Genomic DNA, 19,483 nt, shown 5'->3' with positions numbered 1-19,483 from the left:
CGGGCGGACGATCACCCGAGCACCACGATTTCCGCCGCGTCGAACTCCACCCCGACCGCGTCCCCCACCTCCGGGGCCGCCCGCAGCGCGCACGCCGCCTCCAAGCGCGGCGCGTCCTCGGGCTGCAGGTGGACGGCGACGTGGGTGCCCCGGAAACTGCGGGCGGTGACCGTGCAGCGCAGGCCCGCGTCGGCGGGCACCAGACGGACCCCGGCGGGCCGCACGAGCAGGGTGCGCGTCCCCTGCGGGGCGTCCTCGGGGACCGGCACCTTCCCCCACGGCGTGTCGGCTCCCTGCCCGGTGACGGTCGCGTCGACCACGTTGTCGAAGCCGAGGAAACGGGCCACGAACGCGTCGGCCGGCCGCTGCCACACCTCGAGAGGCGTCCCCGACTGGGCGATCCGCCCGTCCCGCATCACCACGACCCGGTCGGCGAGCGCGAAGGCCTCGCCCTGGTCGTGCGTCACGGCGAGCACGGTGGTGCCCAGCCGGCCGAACAGCTCCCGCAACTCCACCACGAGGCGCTCCCGCAGGGAGCGGTCGAGCTGACCGAGCGGCTCGTCCAGCATCAGCAGCCGGGGCCGGGGCGCCAGCGCACGGGCCAGCGCCACCCGCTGCTGCTCACCGCCGGAGAGCGCGGCGACGGACCGACGGGCGGCGTCCGGCAGACCGACCAGGTCCAGCAACTCCCCCACCCTCGCCTGCTGCGCCGCCCGCGAGGCGCCGCGCATCCGGGGCCCGAAGGCGATGTTCCCGGCCACGTCCCGCTGCGGGAAGAGCTGGTGGTCCTGGAACATCAGCCCCACCTCGCGCCGGTGCGCGGGCACCGCGGCCTGGTCCCGCCCGTCGAGCGCCACCCGCCCGGCGTCCAGCGGCTGGAGTCCGGCGACCACCCGCAGCAGCGTCGACTTGCCGCTGCCGCTGGGCCCGAGCACACACACCACCTCGTGCTCGGCGACCTCCAGATCGACGGCGTCGAGCACGGCCCGCCCGCCGAAGCGGACGGTCGCGCCCTCAAGGCTCAGCAGCATCCCTAGAACTCCCCGCTCCGGTCGGTCCGCAGCCGCTCCAGCACCACCAGGGCCACGGCGCACACCAGCATCAGAATCGTCGAAAGGGCCATGGCCTGGCCGTAGTTCATGTCCCCGGGCCGTCCCAGCAGCCGGGCCACGGCGACCGGCAGCGTCGGACTGTCCGGCCGCGCGATGAACACGGTGGCCCCGAACTCCCCGAGCGACACCGCGAAGGCGAACCCGGCCGCCACCAGCAGGGCCCGGCGCACCATCGGCAGGTCCACCTCCCGCCACACCCGCCAGGGCGACGCCCCGAGCACGGACGCCGCCTCCCGCAGCCGTGCGTCCACCGCCCGCAGCACCGGCAGCATCGTGCGCACGACGAAGGGGACGCCGACCAGCGCCTGCGCGAGCGGCACCAGGATCCAGGTGGATCTGAGGTCCAGCGGGGGTTCGTCCAGCGCGATCAGGAAGCCGAAGCCGACCGTCACGGCGGAGACCCCGAGCGGCAGCATCAGCAGCGCGTCGAAACCGCGTACGAAGCGGCCCGCGTCGCGCCGGGTGAGCGCGGTCGCGGCCAGCGCGCCGATCACCACGGCGATGGCGGTCGCGGCGAGGGCGTACTGGAGGGAGTTGCCGATCGCCTCGATCGGCGGGACGAGGAAGGTACCGCCGTCCGCGCGGGTCAGCGCCCGGTAGTAGCCGAAGCCGGACGCGCCGAGCGAGCGCTGCACCAGTACCGCCAGCGGCAGCAGGACGAGCCCGGCGACGGTGACCAGCACCCCGGCGAGCAGCGCCCACTGCCCGGCCCCGCGCGGGCGGCGCGCCGTCCGCGCGGCGTCCACCAGCCGCAGGGCCGTCTCCCGGCGCCGTACCGTCCAGGCGTGCACGGCGAGGACGGCGGCGACCGCGACGAACTGGATCATGGTCAGCACGGCGGCCGTGGACAGGTCGAAGACCTGCGAGGTCTGCCGGTAGATCTCCACCTCCAGGGTGGAGAAGGTGGGCCCGCCGAGGATCTGGACGACGCCGAAGGAGGTGAAGGTGAACAGGAACACCATCAGCGCGGCGGCGGCCACGGCGGGCCCGAGCGCGGGCAGCGTGACCGTCCGCCAGGCGGTGAGGCGGGACGCGCCGAGCATCCGCGCGGCCTCCTCCTGCCGCGGGTCGAGCTGCGACCAGAGGCCGCCGACGGTGCGTACGACGACCGCGTAGTTGAAGAAGACGTGCGCCAGCAGGATCGCCCACACGGTGGTGTCCAGCCGAAGGCCCCACAGCTCGTCGAGGAGGCCGCCGCGTCCGACCAGCGCCAGGAACGCCGTACCGACGACGACCGTCGGCAGGACGAACGGCACGGTCACCACGGCCCGCAGGAACTGCTTGCCGGGGAAGTCGAAGCGGGCGAAGACGTACGCGCCGGGCAGGGCGATCAGCAGGGTGAGCGCGGTGGAGGCCAGGGCCTGCCAGGTGGTGAACCACAGCACGTGCCGGATGTCGGACTGGGCCAGCACGTCGGCGATCCGCCCGAACCGCCAGACCCCGTCGGCCTTCAGCCCGCGCGCGACGATCGCGGCGACGGGATAGGCGAAGAACACCGCGAAGAACGCGACGGGCACGGCCATCAGGCCGAGCCGCGCTGCGCTCCCGCGCGCGGTGCTCCGGCGTTTCACTTCAGTACGAGCGAGGTCCACGACTTGACCCACTGGTCGCGGTTGTCGGCGATCTTCGCCGGGTCCATGGTCTGCGGGTCCTCGGCCTGCGGTCCGAACTTCCGGAACGCCTCGGGGATCCGGGCCCCCTCACGCACCGGGTAGACGAACATGTTCAGCGGCATGTCGTCCTGGAACTCCTTGCCGATCAGGAAGTCGAGGAGCGCCTTGCCGCCCTCGGGGTTGGCGGCGTTGTCCAGCAGTCCCGCGTACTCGATCTGGCGGAAGCAGGTGCCCTGGGCGACGCCCGTCGGCGCGGTGGCCGGCTGCGGGTCGGCGTAGATCACCTCGGCGGGCGGGGAGGAGGCGTAGGAGACGACGAGCGGGCGGTCGCCCTTGGCCTTCTTGCCGCCGGACGAACCGGAGAACTCCTCGTTGTACGCCTGCTCCCAGCTGTCGACGACCTTGACGCCGTTCGCCTTCAGCTTCTTCCAGTAGTCCTGCCAGCCTCTGCCCCCATCCCCGTACTTCGCGGCGGTGCCCAGCAGGAAGCCGAGGCCGGGCGAGGAACTGGCGGCGTTCTCGGTGACGAGCAGGTCCTTGTACCGGGGCTCGACCAGGTCGTCGAGGGAGTCCGGCGGGGTCAGCCCGCGCTCGCTGAAGTACGCCTTGTCGTAGTTGACGCAGACGTCTCCGGTGTCGACGGGAGTGACCCGGTGCTCGTCCTGGCCGGCCCGGTACTCAGGGAGGATCAGGTCGGAGCCCTTCGCCTCGTACGGCTGGAAGATCCCGTTGTCGAGGGCGCGGGACAGCAGCGTGTTGTCGACGCCGAAGAAGACGTCCCCCTGGGGGTCGTCCTTGGTGAGGATGGCCTTGTTGACGGCCTGACCCGCGTCGCCGTCCTCCAGCACCCTGACCTTGTAGCCGGAGCTCTTCTCGAAGGCGGCGATGACGTCCTTCGACGCGGCCCACGAGTCATGGCTGACCAGGGTCACGGTCCTGGAGTCGCCGGACCCCTGACCGCCGTCCGACGAGCCGCAGGCGGCCAGGGTGCCGACCATGCCGAGTCCGAGGGCCAGGACACTGACCTTCTTGGTGATGCTCACTGAATTCCTCCTGGGTGACCAGGAGAAGACGCGGCCCCGCCCGGAACCCCTGGCGAGGGTCCCGGGCAGGGCGCAACAGCTCGAGTGGTGACCGATCTCCCTACCCAGAATGACCTGGGCCAGGTTCGGAGGGTCTGCGGCCGGTGCCGCACTCTCAGCGCTGTGGCGCTCCCCTGTCGGAATATGAAGATGTACTGACCTGTGAAGATGTGTGCGTGGTACTGACGCCGGTCAGGTTACCGCTCGCTCGCGGCGAGCTGACCACACGCCCCGTCGATCTCCTGGCCACGGGTGTCCCGGATCGTCACCGGCACACCGTGCGCCGCGATCGCCTCCACGAACGCCTTCTCGTCCTCGGGCCGCGAGGCGGTCCACTTGGAGCCGGGCGTGGGGTTGAGCGGGATGAGGTTGACGTGCACGGGCCTGCCCTTGAGCAGCCGCCCGAGCCGGTCACCGCGCCACGCCTGGTCGTTGATGTCCCGGATCAGCGCGTACTCGATCGACAGCCGGCGCCCCGCCCGCTCCGCGTACTCGAACCCGGCGTCCAGCACCTCGCGCACCTTCCACCGCGTGTTGACCGGCACGAGGGTGTCGCGCAGCTCGTCGTCCGGCGCGTGCAGCGAGATCGCGAGGCGGCACTTGAAGCCCTCGTCGACGAACCGGTGGATCGCCGGCACGAGGCCGACGGTGGAGACGGTGATCCCGCGCTGGGACAGCCCCAGCCCGTCGGGCTCGGGGTCGGTGAGCCGGCGGATGGAACCGACGACGCGGTTGTAGTTGGCGAGGGGCTCGCCCATGCCCATGAACACGATGTTGCTGAGCCGGGCCGGACCACCGGGGACCTCCCCGTCGCGGAGCGCCCGCATCCCGTCCACGATCTGGTGCACGATCTCGGCGGTGGACAGGTTCCGGTCCAGGCCGGCCTGCCCCGTGGCACAGAACGGGCAGTTCATGCCGCAGCCCGCCTGGGAGCTGATGCACATGGTCACCCGGTCCGGGTAGCGCATGAGGACGGACTCGACGAGCGTCCCGTCGAACAGCTTCCACAGCGTCTTGCGGGTGGTGCCCTGGTCGGTCGAAAGATGCCGGACGACCGACATCAGCTCGGGCAGCAACGCCTCCCGCAGCCCCTCCCGCGAGCCGGCCGGGATGTCCGTCCACTGCTCGGGGTCGTGCGCGTACCGCGCGAAGTAGTGCTGCGAGAGCTGCTTCGCACGGAACGGCTTCTCGCCGATGGCGGCGACGGCCTCCTTGCGCTCGGCGGGCGTGAGGTCGGCGAGGTGCCGCGGCGGCTTCTTGACTCCGCGCGGGGCGACGAATGTGAGTTCTCCGGGCTTAGGCATGACGTTCCCAGTGTCGCAGATCGACTTGGGTGGCCTGCGCCCGTCGCCGGTCGCTCGTCGTGCGAGCCCTGTCCGCCCGCGCGGACGCGAGCGGGCCCCGGCCGTGACCGGGGCCCGTTCCCGGTGCGGGTGCTCCTAGCCGCAGGCACAGCCCGCGGCGCTCGGCGCCTCCTCGGTGGCCTGGCCGGTGCAGCAGCCGTCGCCGATGGCGCGGGGGTCGGCGCTCTTGCCGAGGGTGTCGGCGTCGGCCTTCACGACGTACACCTCCCAGGGCTCCCTGCCGGGCCCGTGGACCCACACCTTGTCCTGGAGGGCGTAGCAGCAGGAGGTGTCGTTCTCCTCGAAGGTGGCCAGGCCGGCGTCCTTGAGCCGGGTCGTGGCCGCGGTGACCTGGTCGGCGGACTCGACCTCGACGCCGAGGTGGTCGAGCCGGGTCTCCTCGCCGGGCTCGCCCTCGATGAGGACGAGCTTGAGCGGGGGCTCGGCGATGGCGAAGTTGGCGTAGCCCTCGCGCCGTTTGGCCGGCTCGGTGCCGAACAGCTTCGTGTAGAAGGTGATCGACGCTTCCAGGTCACTGACACGCAGGGCGAGCTGAGCGCGGGACATGGCAGGCTCCCATCCGGTTGATTTGATATCCGTCGATCCAACATTGCGCGCTGGATCGAAAGATGTCAACATAGAGGCATGTCGAATCAAGAGTGGGTGGTACTGGGCGGCAGCGAGGCGTCCGGGAGCTGCTGCCCCGGCCTGCTGACCGCTCCCCTGGACGAGGACCAGGCCGTCGAGCTGGCGAGGGTGTTCAAGGCGCTGGGCGACCCGGTACGGCTGCGGCTGCTGTCGATGATCGCCTCACGGGCGGGCGGCGAGGTGTGCGTCTGCGACCTGACCCCGGCCTTCGACCTGTCCCAGCCGACGATCTCGCATCACCTGAAGCTGCTGCGGCAGGCCGGTCTCATCGACTGCGAGCGGCGCGGCACCTGGGTCTACTACTGGCTGGTGCCGGAGACGACCGACCGACTGGCGGGCATCCTGACCCGCCCCACCGGCGAGCCCCTGCCCGACCGCACCGCGCCGGCCGGGGCCGCTTCGTGAGCAGTGCCGTACCCGAGCGCAAGGTGGCCGGGCGCCTCTCCTTCGTCGACCGCTACCTCGCCGTCTGGATCCTCGTCGCCATGGCGGCCGGGCTCGGTCTGGGCCGCCTGGTCCCGGGCCTGGGGGACGCGCTGGCCGAGGTGACCGTGACCGGGGTGTCCCTGCCGATCGCCCTGGGCCTGCTCGTGATGATGTACCCGGTGCTGGCCAAGGTCCGCTACGACCGCCTCGACACCGTCACCCGCGACCGCCGCCTGCTGCTGCCGTCCCTGCTGCTCAACTGGATCGTCGGCCCGGCGCTCATGTTCGCCCTGGCCTGGCTGTTCCTGCCGGACCTGCCCGCCTACCGCACCGGCCTGATCATCGTCGGTCTGGCCCGCTGCATCGCCATGGTCATCATCTGGAACGACCTCGCCTGCGGCCACCGGGAGGCCGCCGCCGTCCTCGTCGCCCTGAACTCCGTCTTCCAGGTCGTCGCGTTCTCGGCGCTCGGGTGGTTCTACCTCTCCGTACTGCCGGGCCTTCTCGGCCTGGAACAGACCGGCCTGGACGTCTCGGTGTGGGAGATCGCCCGCAGTGTGCTCGTCTTCCTCGGCATCCCCCTCGCGGCCGGCTACCTCACCCGCCGCATCGGCGAGAAGACCAGGGGCCGCACCTGGTACGAGGCACGGTTCATCCCGCGCATCGGCCCCTTCGCCCTGTACGGGCTGCTCTTCACGATCGTCATCCTCTTCGCCCTGCAGGGCGAGGCCATCACCTCGCGGCCCCTCGACGTCGTCCGCATCGCCCTGCCGCTGCTGGTCTACTTCGCGATCATGTGGGCCGGTTCGATGTTCCTGGGACGTGCCGTCGGCCTGGACCACTCCCGCGCGACGACGCTGGCCTTCACCGCGGCGGGCAACAACTTCGAACTGGCCATCGCGGTCGCCATCGCCACCTTCGGCGCCTCCTCCGGCCAGGCCCTCGCCGGTGTCGTGGGCCCCCTCATCGAGGTGCCCGTACTGATCGCTCTGGTGCACGTGGCCCTGTACGCACGCCGCTACTTCACCGCCCCGGCCGCCGGCCCCGCGCCCCGGAAGGACGCCACCCATGCCTGACACCGCCGCCCCGTCCGTGCTGTTCGTCTGCGTCCACAACGCCGGACGCTCGCAGATGGCCGCCGCCTTCCTCACCCACCTCGCGGGGGACCGCGTCCGGGTCCGCTCCGCAGGCTCCGCTCCCGCCGGCACCGTCAACCCGGCCGTCGTCGAGGCCATGGCGGAGGTGGGCATCGACATCGCCGCCGAAGTACCCAAGGTGCTGACGGTCGAGGCGGTCCAGGCGTCCGACGCCGTGATCACGATGGGGTGCGGCGACACCTGCCCCGTCTTCCCCGGGAAGCGCTACCTCGACTGGGAGCTCCCCGACCCGGCCGGGCAGGGGGTCGCCGCGGTTCGGCCGATCCGCGACGAGATCGAGAAGCGCGTCCGCGGCCTGATCGACGAGATCGCCCCGTCGAGCCGGGCATGAACGAGGCGGACGAGTACCGCATCACCGCGATGACCGCCGAGCACGCCGGCCAGGTCCTGGCGATCTACCGGCTCGGCATCGACGAGGGCGATGCCACCTTCGAGACCACCGCTCCGGGCTGGGAGGAGTTCGACACGGCCAAGCTGCCGGAACACCGGTACGTCGCCCTCGACGCCACCGGCCGCGTCCTCGGCTGGATCGCCGCGGTGGCGGTCTCCGACCGATGCGCGTACGCAGGCGTCGTCGAGCACTCGGTGTACGTCCACCCCGACGCGCGCGGCCACGGCATCGGCGCCGCCCTGCTCCGCGAGCTGACCGCGTCCACCGAGGCCGCCGGGATCTGGACGATCCAGTCCGGCGTCTTCCCCGAGAACACCGCCAGTCTCGCCCTTCACCAGAGGGCGGGCTTCCGCGTCGTCGGAACGCGTGAGCGCATCGGCCGGCACCACGGCGTATGGCGCGACGTCGTACTGATCGAACGCAGAAGCCCCGCCGTCTGACCTGGCGCTCGTCCACCGACCGCGTTCCGCCGGGCGTACGCCCCGGGTGTGCTGGACGTTCGACCGCGGGCGCCGACCGCCGGAGTCCGACCGCACCGACCGCACCGACGTCGCCGCCGACCGCCGGGTGGGCCGCCCCGGAACGCGCCGCGCCCCTCCCACGAGGGCGGCCTGGTCGTGGCCGCGGGTGCGGGAGGGGCGGCCGGTACGTCCGGCGGCGGTCGGCCAGGCCGTCAGCCGGACCCGACGAAGATCACCAGCAGGAGCCACACCACCGGCGCCGTCGGCAGCAGCGAGTCCAGCCGGTCCATGATGCCGCCGTGCCCCGGGAGCAGGGTGCCCATGTCCTTGATGCCGAGGTCCCGCTTGATCATGGACTCGCCGAGGTCGCCCAGCGTGGCGCTGACGGCGACCGCGAGCCCGAGCAGCAGGCCCTGCCACCAGATGCCGTCGTCGATCAGGAACTGCATGCACAGCGCGCCCGCCACCATCGCGAAGGCCACCGCTCCGAGCAGGCCCTCGCGGGTCTTGCCGGGGCTGATGCGGGGGGCGAGCTTGGTCCTGCCGAACCGCCAGCCGACGGCGTAGGCACCGGTGTCGCTGACGACCGTCAGCACCAGGAAGACCAGCACGCGCCGGGCACCGTCGTCCGCCATGAGCATCATCGCGACGAACGTGGCCAGGAAGGGCACGTAGAACGCCGCGAACAGCCCCGCGGTCACGTCCCTGAGGTAACCCTCCGGCGGCTCGGTCATCCGCCAGGCGAGGACCGCGAGCGCCGTGAGCGCCATGGCGACCCACGCGCCCTCGGAGCCCCGCACGTACCCGGCGACCACCATCGCGGCGCCGCCGATCGCGAGCGGCACGAGGGGCGCCTTGATGCCCTTGCTCTCCTCCAGCCGGGTGGTCAGCTCCCACAGGCCCACGACGACGGCGACCGCGACCACACCGACGAAGACGGCCTTGACGACGAACAGCGACGCGATGATCACTACGCCGAGACCGAGGCCCACCCCTATCGCGGCACCCAGATCGCGCCCCGCGGTCTTCTTCGGCTGCGGCTGGGGCTGCGCCGGCTGCGGGGCGTCGGGCATGGGCTCCGGATTCTGCGGCACCGCCGCATACGGCTGCGCCGACGGGTTCTCGTCGCTGTGGGTGTGCTCGCGATACGGCTCATCGCGGAACGGCTCGTCCCGGAACAGGGGGCCGCTCGGCCGAGCGGCCCCCTGGTCGTCGTCCTGGGCTCCGCCGTGTTCGGGTACGTCGGGCACGATGGGCATGGGGCGAGTCTGCTGCGCGTACGGCGCATCGTACGCGGGACCCGCCGGGGCAGCGCCCTGGACAGGTCCCTGGTCGGACGGCCCCCAGTACCCGGCTTGTGGCGGCGCTCCCCAGGAAGAGTCGTTCATCAGACCTCGAGCAGCTCCGCTTCCTTGTGCTTCAGGAGCTCGTCCACCTGGGCGACGTACTTGGCGGTGGTGTCGTCGAGCTCCTTCTCCGCACGACGGCCCTCGTCCTCGCCGACCTCGCCGTCCTTGACCATCTTGTCGATGGCGTCCTTGGCCTTGCGGCGCACGGAGCGGATCGAGACCTTGGCGTCCTCGCCCTTGCTCTTGGCGACCTTGATGTAGTCGCGGCGGCGCTCCTCGGTGAGCTCGGGGAACACCACCCGGATGATGTTGCCGTCGTTGCTGGGGTTGACGCCCAGGTCGGAGTCGCGGATCGCCTGCTCGATGTTGCGCAGGGCGCTCTTGTCGAAGGGCGTCACCACGGCCATGCGCGGCTCGGGCACGGAGAACGAGGCCAGCTGGTTGATCGGCGTCGGCGCGCCGTAGTAGTCGGCCACGATCTTGTTGAACATCGCCGGGTGCGCACGGCCGGTGCGGATCGCGGCGAAGTCCTCCTTGGCGACCACGACGGCCTTCTCCATCTTCTCCTCGGCCTCGAGGAGGGTCTCTTCGATCACCACTTGCTCCTGCGTGTCTTGAGTAGGCCCGGCTGCGGTTCCCTGTCGGGACGGCGGCCGGCTGCGTCGCGTTCTTCCTGCACGGTTCCCGACCGGTGGGACATTGTCCATCCCCCGGCCCGGTCCCGTCCCGTCCGTCCCCCGGACAGGTGGCGTCCGCGGACGGGGGTGGTTCTCCGGTCAGTCCCGGTTGCCTTGGTCACCCACAAGCGTGCCGATCTTCTCACCCTTGACGGCGCGGGCGATATTGCCCTCCTTCAGGAGCTCGAAGACCACGATCGGGAGGCTGTTGTCGCGGCAGAGCGTGACGGCCGTGGCGTCGGCGACCTTCAGGTCGCGGGTGATGACCTCGCCGTAGCCGAGCGCGTCGAACTTCACGGCGTCCGGGTTGGTCTTCGGGTCGGAGTCGTAGACCCCGTCCACGCCGTTCTTGCCCATGAGCAGGGCCTCGGCGTCGATCTCGAGGGCGCGCTGGGCGGCCGTGGTGTCGGTGGAGAAGTAGGGCATGCCCATACCGGCGCCGAAGATGACCACGCGGCCCTTCTCCAGGTGGCGCACGGCGCGCAGCGGGATGTAGGGCTCGGCGACCTGGCCCATGGTGATGGCGGTCTGCACGCGGCAGTCGACGCCCTCCTTCTCCAGGAAGTCCTGGAGGGCCAGGCAGTTCATCACGGTGCCGAGCATGCCCATGTAGTCGGAGCGGGCGCGGTCCATGCCGCGCACCTGCAGCTCGGCGCCACGGAAGAAGTTGCCGCCGCCGATGACGATCGCGATCTCGGCGCCGTCCCGGACGACGGCCGCGATCTCGCGGGCGATGGCGTGCACCACGTCGGGGTCGACGCCCAGGCCCCCACCGCCGGAGAACGCCTCTCCGGACAGCTTCAGCATGAAGCGGCCGCGTACTTTGCCGTCGTCGCTCTTCTCGGCCTTGGTGGTCATGGAGATCTCGCCTCTTTTACGTGGGTCACACACACGAAGAAGGCCATTGCCGGTGGGGGCGTGATTCGCATCCCGTACGCGGCAATGGCCTCCTCGTCAGATCTGCTGTCGTCCGCCGCCACGCGCGCGTGCGCCAGGGCATGCGCGAACGGCGCCGACGACTGCTGTCGACCCTACCGGGGTCGAGCGTCCGTCGCGGTACGGACTCAGATGCCGACCTTGATGCGCGAGAAGCGCTTCAGGCTGACACCGGCCTCGTCCAGCACCTTCTGGACCGACTTCTTGTTGTCCAGGGCGTAGGGCTGGCCGAGCAGGGTGGCGTCCTTGAAGAAGCCGTTGAGGCGACCCTCGACGATCTTCGGCAGGGCGGCCTCGGGCTTGCCCTCGGCGCGGGTGGTCTCCTCGGCGACGCGGCGCTCGGACTCGACGACCTCGGCCGGCACGTCCTCCTTGGAGAGGTACTTCGGCGCGAAGGCGGCGATGTGCTGGGCGACGCCCTTGGCGATCTCGGCGTTCGGCTTGTCCAGCTCGACGAGGACACCGATCTGCGGGGGCAGGTCGGGCATCGTGCGGTGCATGTACGCGGTCACGAAGCCGCCGGAGAACTGCGCGAAGCGGTCCAGGACGATCTTCTCGCCGAGGTTCGCGTTGGCCTCGTCCACGAACGCCTGGACGGTCTTGCCGGGCTCGATCTCGGAGGCCAGCAGGGCCTCGAGGTCGGCCGGGGAGGCCTTGGCGACGTGCTCGGCGATGGCCTTGGCCACGCCCTGGAACTTGTCACCCTTGGCGACGAAGTCCGTCTCGCACTTCAGCTCGACGAGCACACCCGAGGTGTTGTCGTCGGCGATGATCGAGACGACGGCACCGTTCTCGGCAGAGCGGCCCTCGCGCTTGGCGACGCCCTTCTGACCCTTGATGCGGAGCGCCTCGACGGCCTTCTCGACGCTGCCCTCGGCCTCGTCCAGCGCCTTCTTGCAGTCCATCATGCCGGCGCCGGTGAGCTCACGGAGCTTCTTGACGTCAGCGGCGGTGTAGTTCGCCATGATTCCGGAATCTCTCTCGAGTCTGAAGATCTACGGGCCGGACGGCGGGGGCTTCGTGGGCCCCCGCCGTCCAGAACCCGAAGGTGGTGAGGGGTCAGGCCTGCTCGGCGTCCGCGGCCGGGGCCTCGGCGGCGGGAGCCTCGGCGGGCTGCTCGGCGTCGGCGGCCGGGGCCTCGGCGGGCTGCTCGGCGTCGGCGGCGGGAGCCTCGGCAGGCTTCTCGGCGTCGGCGGCCGGGGCCTCCTCGGCCTTCTTCTCGCCCTCGAGCAGGTCGCGCTCCCACGCGGCGAGCGGCTCGCCCGCGGCCTTGTCACCCTCGGCGCCCTTGCCGGCACCGGAGCGGGCGATGAGGCCCTCGGCGACGGCGTCGGCGATCACGCGGGTGAGCAGGGTGACGGAGCGGATCGCGTCGTCGTTGCCCGGGATCTTGTAGTCGACCTCGTCGGGGTCGCAGTTGGTGTCGAGGATGGCGACGACCGGGATGTTGAGCTTCCGGGCCTCGCCGACCGCGATGTGCTCCTTCTTGGTGTCCACGATCCAGACGGCGCTGGGCACCTTGGACATCTCGCGGATACCGCCGAGGGTCTTCTCCAGCTTGGCCTTCTCGCGGGAGAGGACCAGCAGCTCCTTCTTGGTGAGGCCGGAGGCGGCCACGTCCTCGAAGTCGATCTGCTCGAGCTCCTTCAGGCGCTGCAGGCGCTTGTAGACGGTCGAGAAGTTGGTGAGCATGCCGCCCAGCCAGCGCTGGTTGACGAAGGGCATGCCGACGCGGGTGGCCTGCTCGGCGATGGCCTCCTGCGCCTGCTTCTTCGTGCCGACGAACATGACCGTGCCGCCGTGGGCGACGGTCTCCTTGACGAACTCGTAGGCGCGGTCGATGTACGACAGCGACTGGAGCAGGTCGATGATGTAGATGCCGTTGCGCTCCGTGAAGATGAAGCGCTTCATCTTCGGGTTCCAACGACGGGTCTGGTGACCGAAGTGGACGCCGCTCTCCAGCAGCTCCCGCATCGTGACGACGGCCATGGCCGTATCTCCTTGATTTTCTCGGTTGTGCCGCGCGAGCCGGACGGCTCCCGCGCCTGACGCCCGCGATGCGCCTGCCGCAAGGGACCGAGGGGCGCTGACACGAGCCTTTGCGGGCTTCGTGTCGGGGCGTGCGAAGTCGACCCGGTGACCCGGATCGCCATCAGAAGTGTACGGGACCCGCGGGGCACCGGGTGACGCGGCTGTCCACAACCGGGGGACGGTCCACAGGGCGGGGCGGGGCCGACCCTCGGTGCGGCACGGTTTCCCGCATGCGAGTGAGGCGATGGGTGAGCGCGGGTGGACGGGCGGCGGCTGGACGGGCGGGTCTGTCGGCGGCCGTGTGGCTGCTGGTGGTCTCGGTGATCGCGGGGCCACCACGACCCGCGTCGTCGGCGGCGTCACCGGCGGGAGTGTCGGCGGCGGTTCCGTTGACGGCCGGGGACGCCGGCGGGCTCCCGGACCCGTCCGTTCCGGCCGTGGCCCGCGTCTGGCCGGTCGGCGCGCGTCCTCCGGTCCTACGGGGGTGGGAGGCCCCGGCGACCCCTTACGGTCCGGGCCACCGCGGCGTCGACCTCGCCACGGCCGCCGGGGCCTCGGTGCGGACGGTGGCGGCGGGGAGGGTGTCGTTCGCGGGTCGGGTGGCGGGGAGGGGCGTCGTCTCGGTGGAGCTGACCGGGACGGGCGATCCTCCCCTGCGGACGACGTACGAGCCGCTCGAGGCGTCCGTGACGCGGGGCGACGAGGTCGCGGCGGGCGAGGTGCTCGGCACGGTCGAGCCGACGGGCTCCCACTGCACGGGTTGCCTGCACTGGGGCCTGCTGCGGGGCGACGTCTACCTGAACCCGCTCTCCCTGCTGCCCCCGTGGCTGCTCGACGGAGGCCCGTCGAGGCTGCTGCCGGTCCTGGGGGTCCCCCTGCCGCACTCCCCGGGCCCGCGTGCGGCCGGGGAGGCACGCGGGCCCGGCACGGACATGGCTCCCTGACACCCGGCGAAGGCGTCGGCCACGCGATGAACACGGGACGCACGAACGCACGGGACGCACGAACGCACGCGACGCACGGGACACACGAACGCACGGGACGCCCAGGACGCCCGGGACGCCCGGACGCCAGACGTCCGGCCGCCGGGATGTCCGGCCGCCCCGGCGGGTCAGTCAGCCCCGTACGCCTCGCAGGGCCATGGAGACCGCGGCCTCGGTGATTGCCGTCGGTTCCTCCGCGGCCCCCAGTTCGATCCTCCGCACGGCCGCGTCCACGACCCCCTGCAGCAGCATCGCCGCGAGCCGCGGCTGCTCGTGTCCCATCTCGCCCAGCGCCTCGACGATCATCGCGATCAGCCCGCCGTGCGCCGCCCGGATCTTCTCCCTCGCGCCGGCGTCCAGCTCGCTCGCGGAGATGGCCACGACGGCCCGGTGCCGCCGGTCCCCGACCAGGTCGAGCTGGGTACGCACGTACGCCTCGACCTTGGCCTCGGCGGACGCCTCACGCTCCATCGCCGCCTCGACCTCCGCGGCCCAGACCGGGAAGTCGACGGCGCACAGCTCCTCGACGACCGCCGCCCGTGAGCGGAAGTACTCGTAGACGGAGGAGCGCGCGAGGCCCGTCCGTTCGGCGAGGGCGGGGAAGGTCAGCGCCTCCGTTCCGCCGTCGGACAGCAGGGAGCGTGCCGCGTCCAGCAGGGCGGCACGCTGCATCGACCGGTGCTCGGCCACGGAGGCCGCTCGAATCCTTGGCACGCCCCCACTTTACGGACGCGCCACCCCGTACGGGAGTCACTCCTGCGGCCGCGCGACGGGCCACAGGGTCGCCGACAGCGCCGACCGCAGGGCATCACCCCTGGTCAGCGGCCGAATCCCGCCAGCTTAGCGCGCAGCTGCAACACCGACTTGGTGTGAATCTGGCTGACCCGGCTCTCCGTCACACCGAGCACGTTCCCGATCTCGGCGAGCGTGAGCCCCTCGTAGTAGTACAGCGTGACCACGGTCTTCTCCCGCTCGGGCAGCGTGTTGATCGCCCGCGCCAGGAGCCGTCGCAGCTCACGGTCCTCGGCGACCTCCACCGGGTTGTCGGCGGCGGTGTCCTCCAAGGTGTCCATGAGGCTCAGCCGGCCCCCGCCCTCCCCGCCGGCGTGCAGCAGCTCCTCCAGCGCCACCACGTTGGCGAGCGACAGCTGACTGAAAACCGCGTGGAGGTCCTCCACCGCGATCCCCATCTCGACGGCCACCTCGCTCTCCGACGGGGTGCGGCGCAGTCGCGCCTCCAGCGTCGTGTACGCGCGTTCCACGTTCCGCGCCTTCTGCCGGACCGACCGCGGGATCCAGTCCAGCGCCCGCAGTTCGTCGATCATCGCGCCACGGATCCGGGTGATCGCGTACGTCTCGAACTTGATCTCGCGGTCGACGTCGAACTTCTCGATCGCGTCGATCAGTCCGAAGACCCCCGAGGAGACGAAGTCCGCCTGCTCGACGTTGGGCGGCAGCCCCACGCTCACCCGGCCTGCCACATATTTCACCAGGGGCGAGTAGTGCAGGATCAGCTGTTCCCGCAGCCGCTCGTCCCCCGTCGCCTTGTACGACCGCCACAACTCGTCGAGCGTCGAGGGGGCGGGCGGTCGCACGCTGCCACCGTCACGGGCGGCTGGGGGGATCGCCGCCCGTTCGGGCCCGGAGGTGTGCTGGGGCATTCGTCGCCTTGTGCCGTTCTGCCGTGATGCGGGTGCCTGGTGGGGCCGCCGGTCTGCTGTCTGGTTGTCGCCTGCTGTCGGACGTCTGCGTGGGGGTCCTCGTGAGCGTAGCGTGACTGGACTGTCGCGGTGCGCGAAGCGACGGGTGAGGGCCGTACGCAGATACGTTCCGCTGAACGCTCTACAGGGGGGATGATGATCGCTCTGCGTGATCACTCGAACACCTCAACTGCCGGGATTCCCAAGGGCGTCGGGGTTCCCCCGGACGGCCGAACACGCTGCGTCAGGACGGGTTCCGGCCCCCGCGGACCGAGATCATCGGCTGGCGTGTCAACTTCCAGCCGTCGCCGTGTCGTTCGACGTAACCAAGTGCTCGAAGCTCGTACAGTCTCGCGATCGCGTCGTCCTCCGTGGTCTGCGCCCGGCGCGCCACCTCGACCGCCGTGGCCGCTCCGCGCCCGGGGAGCCCGGCCAGCACCTGGCGGGCCCGGGGTTCCAGCAGGTCGGTGGGGAGAACCGGTCCGTGCCGGTCGGGAGCCAGCTCTCCCATGTCGCCGACCAGTTCGACGACCTCGGCGGCGTCACTGACGAGCACCGCATGGCCTCGCAGCAACTCGTGCACCCCGGCGGAGAGCGCGCTGGTGGCCGGACCGGGCACGCCCATCGTGTGCCGGCCCAGGCGTTCGGCGGCGCGTGCCGTGACCAGCGAGCCACTGCGGTAGGCGGCTTCCACGACCACGGTGCCCCGGGTGAGCGCGGCGATCACCCGGTTGCGCAGGATGAATCTGCTCGGCGTCGGGTGATCACCCGGGGGCAGCTCCCCGACGACCAGTCCCTGTTCCGCGATCCTGGTGATCAGCCTCGCGTGCCCGGGCGGGTAGGGGCGGTCGACGCCGCAGGCGAGGACGGCGGCGGTGGCACCGCCCGCGCCGAGCGCTCCCCGGTGAGCCGCGCCGTCGACCCCGTAGGCGCCCCCGGACACCACGACCCAGCCGCGCTCGGCGAGGCCGGCGGCGAGGGTGGCCGCCATGTGGGCGCCGTACTCGGTGCAGGCGCGGGCGCCGACGACGGCCACCGACCTCAGCGCCCACATGCGCAGGCTGGGCCGGCCGCGTACCCACAACCCGAGGGGCCGGGCGTCCCCCAGGTCGTCGAGCTGCCCGGGCCACTCGGCGGCCCCGGGTGCGACGAACCGCACCCCTGCCGCCCGGGCGACGGCGAGATCCCTCCGGGGGTCGGCCCGGCCGGCCCTGGCCAGCAGCCCGGCCCAGCGCTTCTCACTCACCCCGGGCAGCGGACGCCCGCCCTCGCGCAGGCGTCGCACCACGTCAGCGACGCCCCGCTCGCGCACCCAGCGCCCGCCGGTCTCGTCGCCGGGCTCGAGGACCCGGGTGAGGAAGACCCTGCCGAGCAGCTCGCCGTCCACCTCACCCGGGTCCCGCTCCCCACGCCCCCTCACCGCACCACCCCGGGCGACGGCACCGCCCCCGGCGAAGTCGTCGGCCCGGGAGGCCCCGTCCCCGGCCCGGTGGACGCGCCCCGGCGCGGTGCCGTCGAGGGCCTGGTCGCCGGCGCCGGCGACCGTCTCGCCCTCCGGCACGGTCTCGTCCCCGGTCATGTCAGTGCCCCCAGTGCCATGGGGACGCCCCGCGGGACTCCCGTGCGCAGTTGCAGCGCCAGGGCGACATCCCGCGCGTCGGGTCGGTCGTGGCCGACGAGATCCGCGACGGTCCAGGCGACGCGCAGCACCCGGTCGAGGCCTCGGGCGGTGAGCACACCCCGTTCCAGGCTGCGCTCCGCCTCCTCCAGCGCACCGGGTGCGGCGTGCCAGCGGCTGCGCAGCTCTCGTCCCGGTACCTCGCTGTTGGACCGCCACGGTGTGCCCGCCAGTCGTGCCACCGCCCGTTCCCTGGCGGCTCGCACCCGGTCGGCGACCGTGGCGGTGGTGTCGCCGCGGGTGCCGTCGCCGGCCAGTCGGCCGCGGGTGATCCGGTCCACCTCGACCCGGAGGTCGACCCGGTCGAGCAGCGGGCCGGACAGTCGTGCCTGGTAGCGGCGGATCGCCGAGGCCGGGCACTCGCACAGGTCCTCCGTCCGCGAGAAGCGCCCGCACGGGCACGGATTGGCGGCGAGGACCATCAGGAACCGCGCGGGGAAGCGCACGACACCCGCGCTGCGGGCGATGACGACGTGACCGGCCTCCAGCGGCTGGCGCAGCGCATCGAGCGCGTGGCTGCTGAACTCCGGCGTCTCGTCCAGGAAGAGCACACCCCGGTGGGCGAGTGAGACGGCCCCCGGCCGTGCGATGCCGGGACCGCCCCCGACGAGGGCCTGCATCGTGGCCGAGTGATGCGGTGCGCAGTAGGGGGCCACGTCGATCAGGGGCTTGCCCGGTGGCAGCAGACCCGCCACCGAGTGCACCGCGGTGACCTCCAGCGACTCCGCCCGGCAGAGCCGGGGCAGGAGGGCGGGCAGCCGCTCGGCGAGCATGGTCTTCCCCGCGCCGGGCGGCCCCTCCAGGAACAGGTGGTGGCCACCGGCCGCGGCGACCTCGACCGCCGTGCGCGCCGACTCCTGACCCACGACGTCGGCGAGGTCGTGCCCGTGGTCGTGCTGCGCCGCTCCCATGCTGTGCATACCGGTGGCGGCTCCCGTGCCGGGCATCCGCAGACCGGCCAGCAGCGGGTCGGGCCGGCCCTGCTCGTCCCGTTCCTCCTCCGGGACGGGTTCGTCGGCGAGGACGGCGATCAGCTGGCGCAGGCTGCGCACGCCGAGCACGGACACGCCGGGCACCAGGGACGCCTCGGCGGCGGCGCACTCCGGGACGACCACCTGCTCGTAGCCGGCCTCGGCGGCGGCGAGTACCGCCGGGAGGATGCCGCGCACCGGCCGCACCCGTCCGTCGAGCCCCAGCTCCCCGATCATCACGATGTCGGCGAGCACGCGGGGATCGATCCGCTCGGCGGCGCCCAGGACGGCCGCGGCGACCGCCAGGTCGAATCCGCTGCCGCTCTTGGGTACCGACGCCGGGCTGAGCCCCACCGTCAGCTTCTTCTGCGGCCACTCGGCGCCCGAGTTCACCACGGCGGCCCGCACCCGGTCCCGGCTCTCGGTCAGGCTCTTGTCCGGCAGCCCCACCAGGGTGAACGCCGCCACGCCGGGTTCGAGGTCGGCCTGGACCTCGACCACCACGCCCTCGACGCCGACGAGCGCCACGGAGCACGTACGCGCGAACCCCATCACGCCACCCCTCGGGCGTGCTCCACCACGGGGGCGCCGCGCTGCGGGAGGAGGACGCCGACCAGGTCGATGCGGACACCGCCGGGCGGGGCTCCTCCGTGGGTCTGGATCCAGCGTTCGGCGAGCCGTCGCAGCCGCTCCGCCTTCTCGGGGCTCACCGCGGCCATCGGGTGCTCGAAGGAGCCTCCCCTGCGCGTCTTGACCTCGCAGACCACCAGGACGTCCCCGTCCCGGGCCACGATGTCGATCTCGCCGGTCCTGCCACAGCGCCAGTTGCGCTCCAGGACGGTCAGGCCGGCCCCGGTCAGCCGGCGGGCGGCGAGTGTCTCGCCGTACTTGCCGATCGCAGCTCGTGCGTTCATGTCGGCACCAC

The 19,483-nt window shown here is 72.0% G+C and carries 20 protein-coding genes and 1 riboswitch; of the genes, 5 read left to right on the top strand and 15 right to left on the bottom strand.

What is annotated here, in order from left to right:
- Window positions 1–11: 11 nt before the first annotated feature.
- The 5 genes from SAM23877_RS25545 to SAM23877_RS25525 all read right to left on the bottom strand — a co-directional run bounded on the left by SAM23877_RS25545 (window position 12) and on the right by SAM23877_RS25525 (window position 5,717).
- A complete protein-coding gene (locus tag SAM23877_RS25545) occupies window positions 12–1,031 on the bottom strand; it encodes an ABC transporter ATP-binding protein (protein ID WP_053137771.1) in 1,020 nt (339 codons plus the stop codon).
- A 2-nt stretch (window positions 1,032–1,033) separates the two neighbouring features.
- Window positions 1,034–2,704: an ABC transporter permease gene (locus SAM23877_RS25540; protein WP_162492128.1), complete on the bottom strand. Its 1,671-nt coding sequence runs from the start codon at window positions 2,702–2,704 to the stop codon at window positions 1,034–1,036.
- The gene (locus SAM23877_RS25535; RefSeq protein WP_053137763.1) at window positions 2,680–3,768 is read right to left on the bottom strand and encodes a thiamine ABC transporter substrate-binding protein; all 1,089 of its coding nucleotides are present in this window, start codon (window positions 3,766–3,768) and stop codon (window positions 2,680–2,682) included. Before SAM23877_RS25535 ends, SAM23877_RS25540 begins: the two co-directional genes overlap by 25 nt.
- Window positions 3,769–3,847: 79 nt before the next feature.
- A riboswitch (TPP riboswitch) is annotated at window positions 3,848–3,953 on the bottom strand.
- Window positions 3,954–4,004: 51 nt separating this feature from the next.
- Window positions 4,005–5,111 (bottom strand): dual-specificity RNA methyltransferase RlmN, encoded by a 1,107-nt coding sequence (rlmN, locus tag SAM23877_RS25530; protein ID WP_053137760.1) that lies wholly within the window; start codon window positions 5,109–5,111, stop codon window positions 4,005–4,007.
- Between the two features lie 135 nt (window positions 5,112–5,246).
- Entirely contained in the window at window positions 5,247–5,717 is a 471-nt protein-coding gene (locus SAM23877_RS25525) for an ArsI/CadI family heavy metal resistance metalloenzyme (RefSeq protein ID WP_053137757.1), read from the bottom strand.
- A 78-nt stretch (window positions 5,718–5,795) separates the two neighbouring features.
- On the opposite strand from SAM23877_RS25525, the gene SAM23877_RS25520 reads away from it, so the two are divergent.
- Genes SAM23877_RS25520 through SAM23877_RS25505 form a run of 4 tightly spaced genes read left to right on the top strand, consistent with a single transcriptional unit; the run spans window position 5,796 to window position 8,212 of the window.
- On the top strand, window positions 5,796–6,203 hold the full coding sequence (locus SAM23877_RS25520) for an ArsR/SmtB family transcription factor (protein WP_053137754.1): 408 nt from the start codon (window positions 5,796–5,798) through the stop codon (window positions 6,201–6,203).
- Entirely contained in the window at window positions 6,200–7,300 is a 1,101-nt protein-coding gene (gene arsB, locus SAM23877_RS25515; protein ID WP_280518077.1) for an ACR3 family arsenite efflux transporter, read from the top strand. The genes SAM23877_RS25520 and arsB overlap by 4 nt, the downstream gene beginning before the upstream one ends.
- Window positions 7,293–7,712 carry an arsenate reductase ArsC gene (locus tag SAM23877_RS25510; RefSeq protein WP_053137749.1) on the top strand — a complete coding sequence of 140 codons (420 nt, stop codon included), beginning with the start codon at window positions 7,293–7,295 and terminating at the stop codon, window positions 7,710–7,712. Before arsB ends, SAM23877_RS25510 begins: the two co-directional genes overlap by 8 nt.
- Window positions 7,709–8,212: a GNAT family N-acetyltransferase gene (locus SAM23877_RS25505; protein ID WP_053137746.1), complete on the top strand. Its 504-nt coding sequence runs from the start codon at window positions 7,709–7,711 to the stop codon at window positions 8,210–8,212. Before SAM23877_RS25510 ends, SAM23877_RS25505 begins: the two co-directional genes overlap by 4 nt.
- 233 nt (window positions 8,213–8,445) lie before the next feature.
- Here SAM23877_RS25505 and SAM23877_RS25500 read toward each other — a convergent pair whose 3' ends face one another.
- From SAM23877_RS25500 to rpsB, 5 genes are all read right to left on the bottom strand, one after another.
- Window positions 8,446–9,621: a phosphatidate cytidylyltransferase gene (locus SAM23877_RS25500; RefSeq protein WP_053137743.1), complete on the bottom strand. Its 1,176-nt coding sequence runs from the start codon at window positions 9,619–9,621 to the stop codon at window positions 8,446–8,448.
- Window positions 9,621–10,178 carry a ribosome recycling factor gene (frr, locus tag SAM23877_RS25495; RefSeq protein ID WP_053142865.1) on the bottom strand — a complete coding sequence of 186 codons (558 nt, stop codon included), beginning with the start codon at window positions 10,176–10,178 and terminating at the stop codon, window positions 9,621–9,623. The genes SAM23877_RS25500 and frr overlap by 1 nt, the downstream gene beginning before the upstream one ends.
- A 180-nt stretch (window positions 10,179–10,358) precedes the next feature.
- Entirely contained in the window at window positions 10,359–11,117 is a 759-nt protein-coding gene (gene pyrH / locus SAM23877_RS25490) for a UMP kinase (RefSeq protein WP_053137740.1), read from the bottom strand.
- A gap of 206 nt (window positions 11,118–11,323) precedes the next feature.
- Window positions 11,324–12,160 carry a translation elongation factor Ts gene (gene tsf / locus SAM23877_RS25485; protein WP_053137736.1) on the bottom strand — a complete coding sequence of 279 codons (837 nt, stop codon included), beginning with the start codon at window positions 12,158–12,160 and terminating at the stop codon, window positions 11,324–11,326.
- 94 nt (window positions 12,161–12,254) lie between these two features.
- The gene (gene rpsB / locus SAM23877_RS25480) at window positions 12,255–13,184 is read right to left on the bottom strand and encodes a 30S ribosomal protein S2 (protein WP_053137733.1); all 930 of its coding nucleotides are present in this window, start codon (window positions 13,182–13,184) and stop codon (window positions 12,255–12,257) included.
- A gap of 272 nt (window positions 13,185–13,456) precedes the next feature.
- On the opposite strand from rpsB, the gene SAM23877_RS25475 reads away from it, so the two are divergent.
- On the top strand, window positions 13,457–14,170 hold the full coding sequence (locus tag SAM23877_RS25475) for a murein hydrolase activator EnvC family protein (protein WP_079030425.1): 714 nt from the start codon (window positions 13,457–13,459) through the stop codon (window positions 14,168–14,170).
- A gap of 171 nt (window positions 14,171–14,341) precedes the next feature.
- Here the strand turns inward: SAM23877_RS25475 and SAM23877_RS25470 are convergent, their stop codons facing one another.
- From SAM23877_RS25470 to SAM23877_RS25450, 5 genes are all read right to left on the bottom strand, one after another.
- A complete protein-coding gene (locus SAM23877_RS25470; protein WP_053137730.1) occupies window positions 14,342–14,899 on the bottom strand; it encodes a TetR/AcrR family transcriptional regulator in 558 nt (185 codons plus the stop codon).
- 128 nt (window positions 14,900–15,027) lie between these two features.
- A complete protein-coding gene (gene whiG / locus SAM23877_RS25465) occupies window positions 15,028–15,870 on the bottom strand; it encodes an RNA polymerase sigma factor WhiG (protein WP_053137727.1) in 843 nt (280 codons plus the stop codon).
- Window positions 15,871–16,153: 283 nt separating this feature from the next.
- Entirely contained in the window at window positions 16,154–17,488 is a 1,335-nt protein-coding gene (gene dprA, locus SAM23877_RS25460; RefSeq protein ID WP_079030424.1) for a DNA-processing protein DprA, read from the bottom strand.
- Entirely contained in the window at window positions 17,485–19,110 is a 1,626-nt protein-coding gene (locus SAM23877_RS25455; protein ID WP_053137720.1) for a YifB family Mg chelatase-like AAA ATPase, read from the bottom strand. Before SAM23877_RS25455 ends, dprA begins: the two co-directional genes overlap by 4 nt.
- The gene (locus tag SAM23877_RS25450) at window positions 19,110–19,472 is read right to left on the bottom strand and encodes a YraN family protein (protein ID WP_053137717.1); all 363 of its coding nucleotides are present in this window, start codon (window positions 19,470–19,472) and stop codon (window positions 19,110–19,112) included. The genes SAM23877_RS25455 and SAM23877_RS25450 overlap by 1 nt, the downstream gene beginning before the upstream one ends.
- Between the last annotated feature and the right edge of the window lie 11 nt (window positions 19,473–19,483).

Source organism: Streptomyces ambofaciens ATCC 23877 (assembly GCF_001267885.1).
In the GTDB taxonomy this organism is placed as follows: domain Bacteria; phylum Actinomycetota; class Actinomycetes; order Streptomycetales; family Streptomycetaceae; genus Streptomyces; species Streptomyces ambofaciens.
The sequence above is the reverse complement of the archived record's forward strand: the minus strand, read 5'-3'. Positions and strand labels throughout refer to the sequence as shown.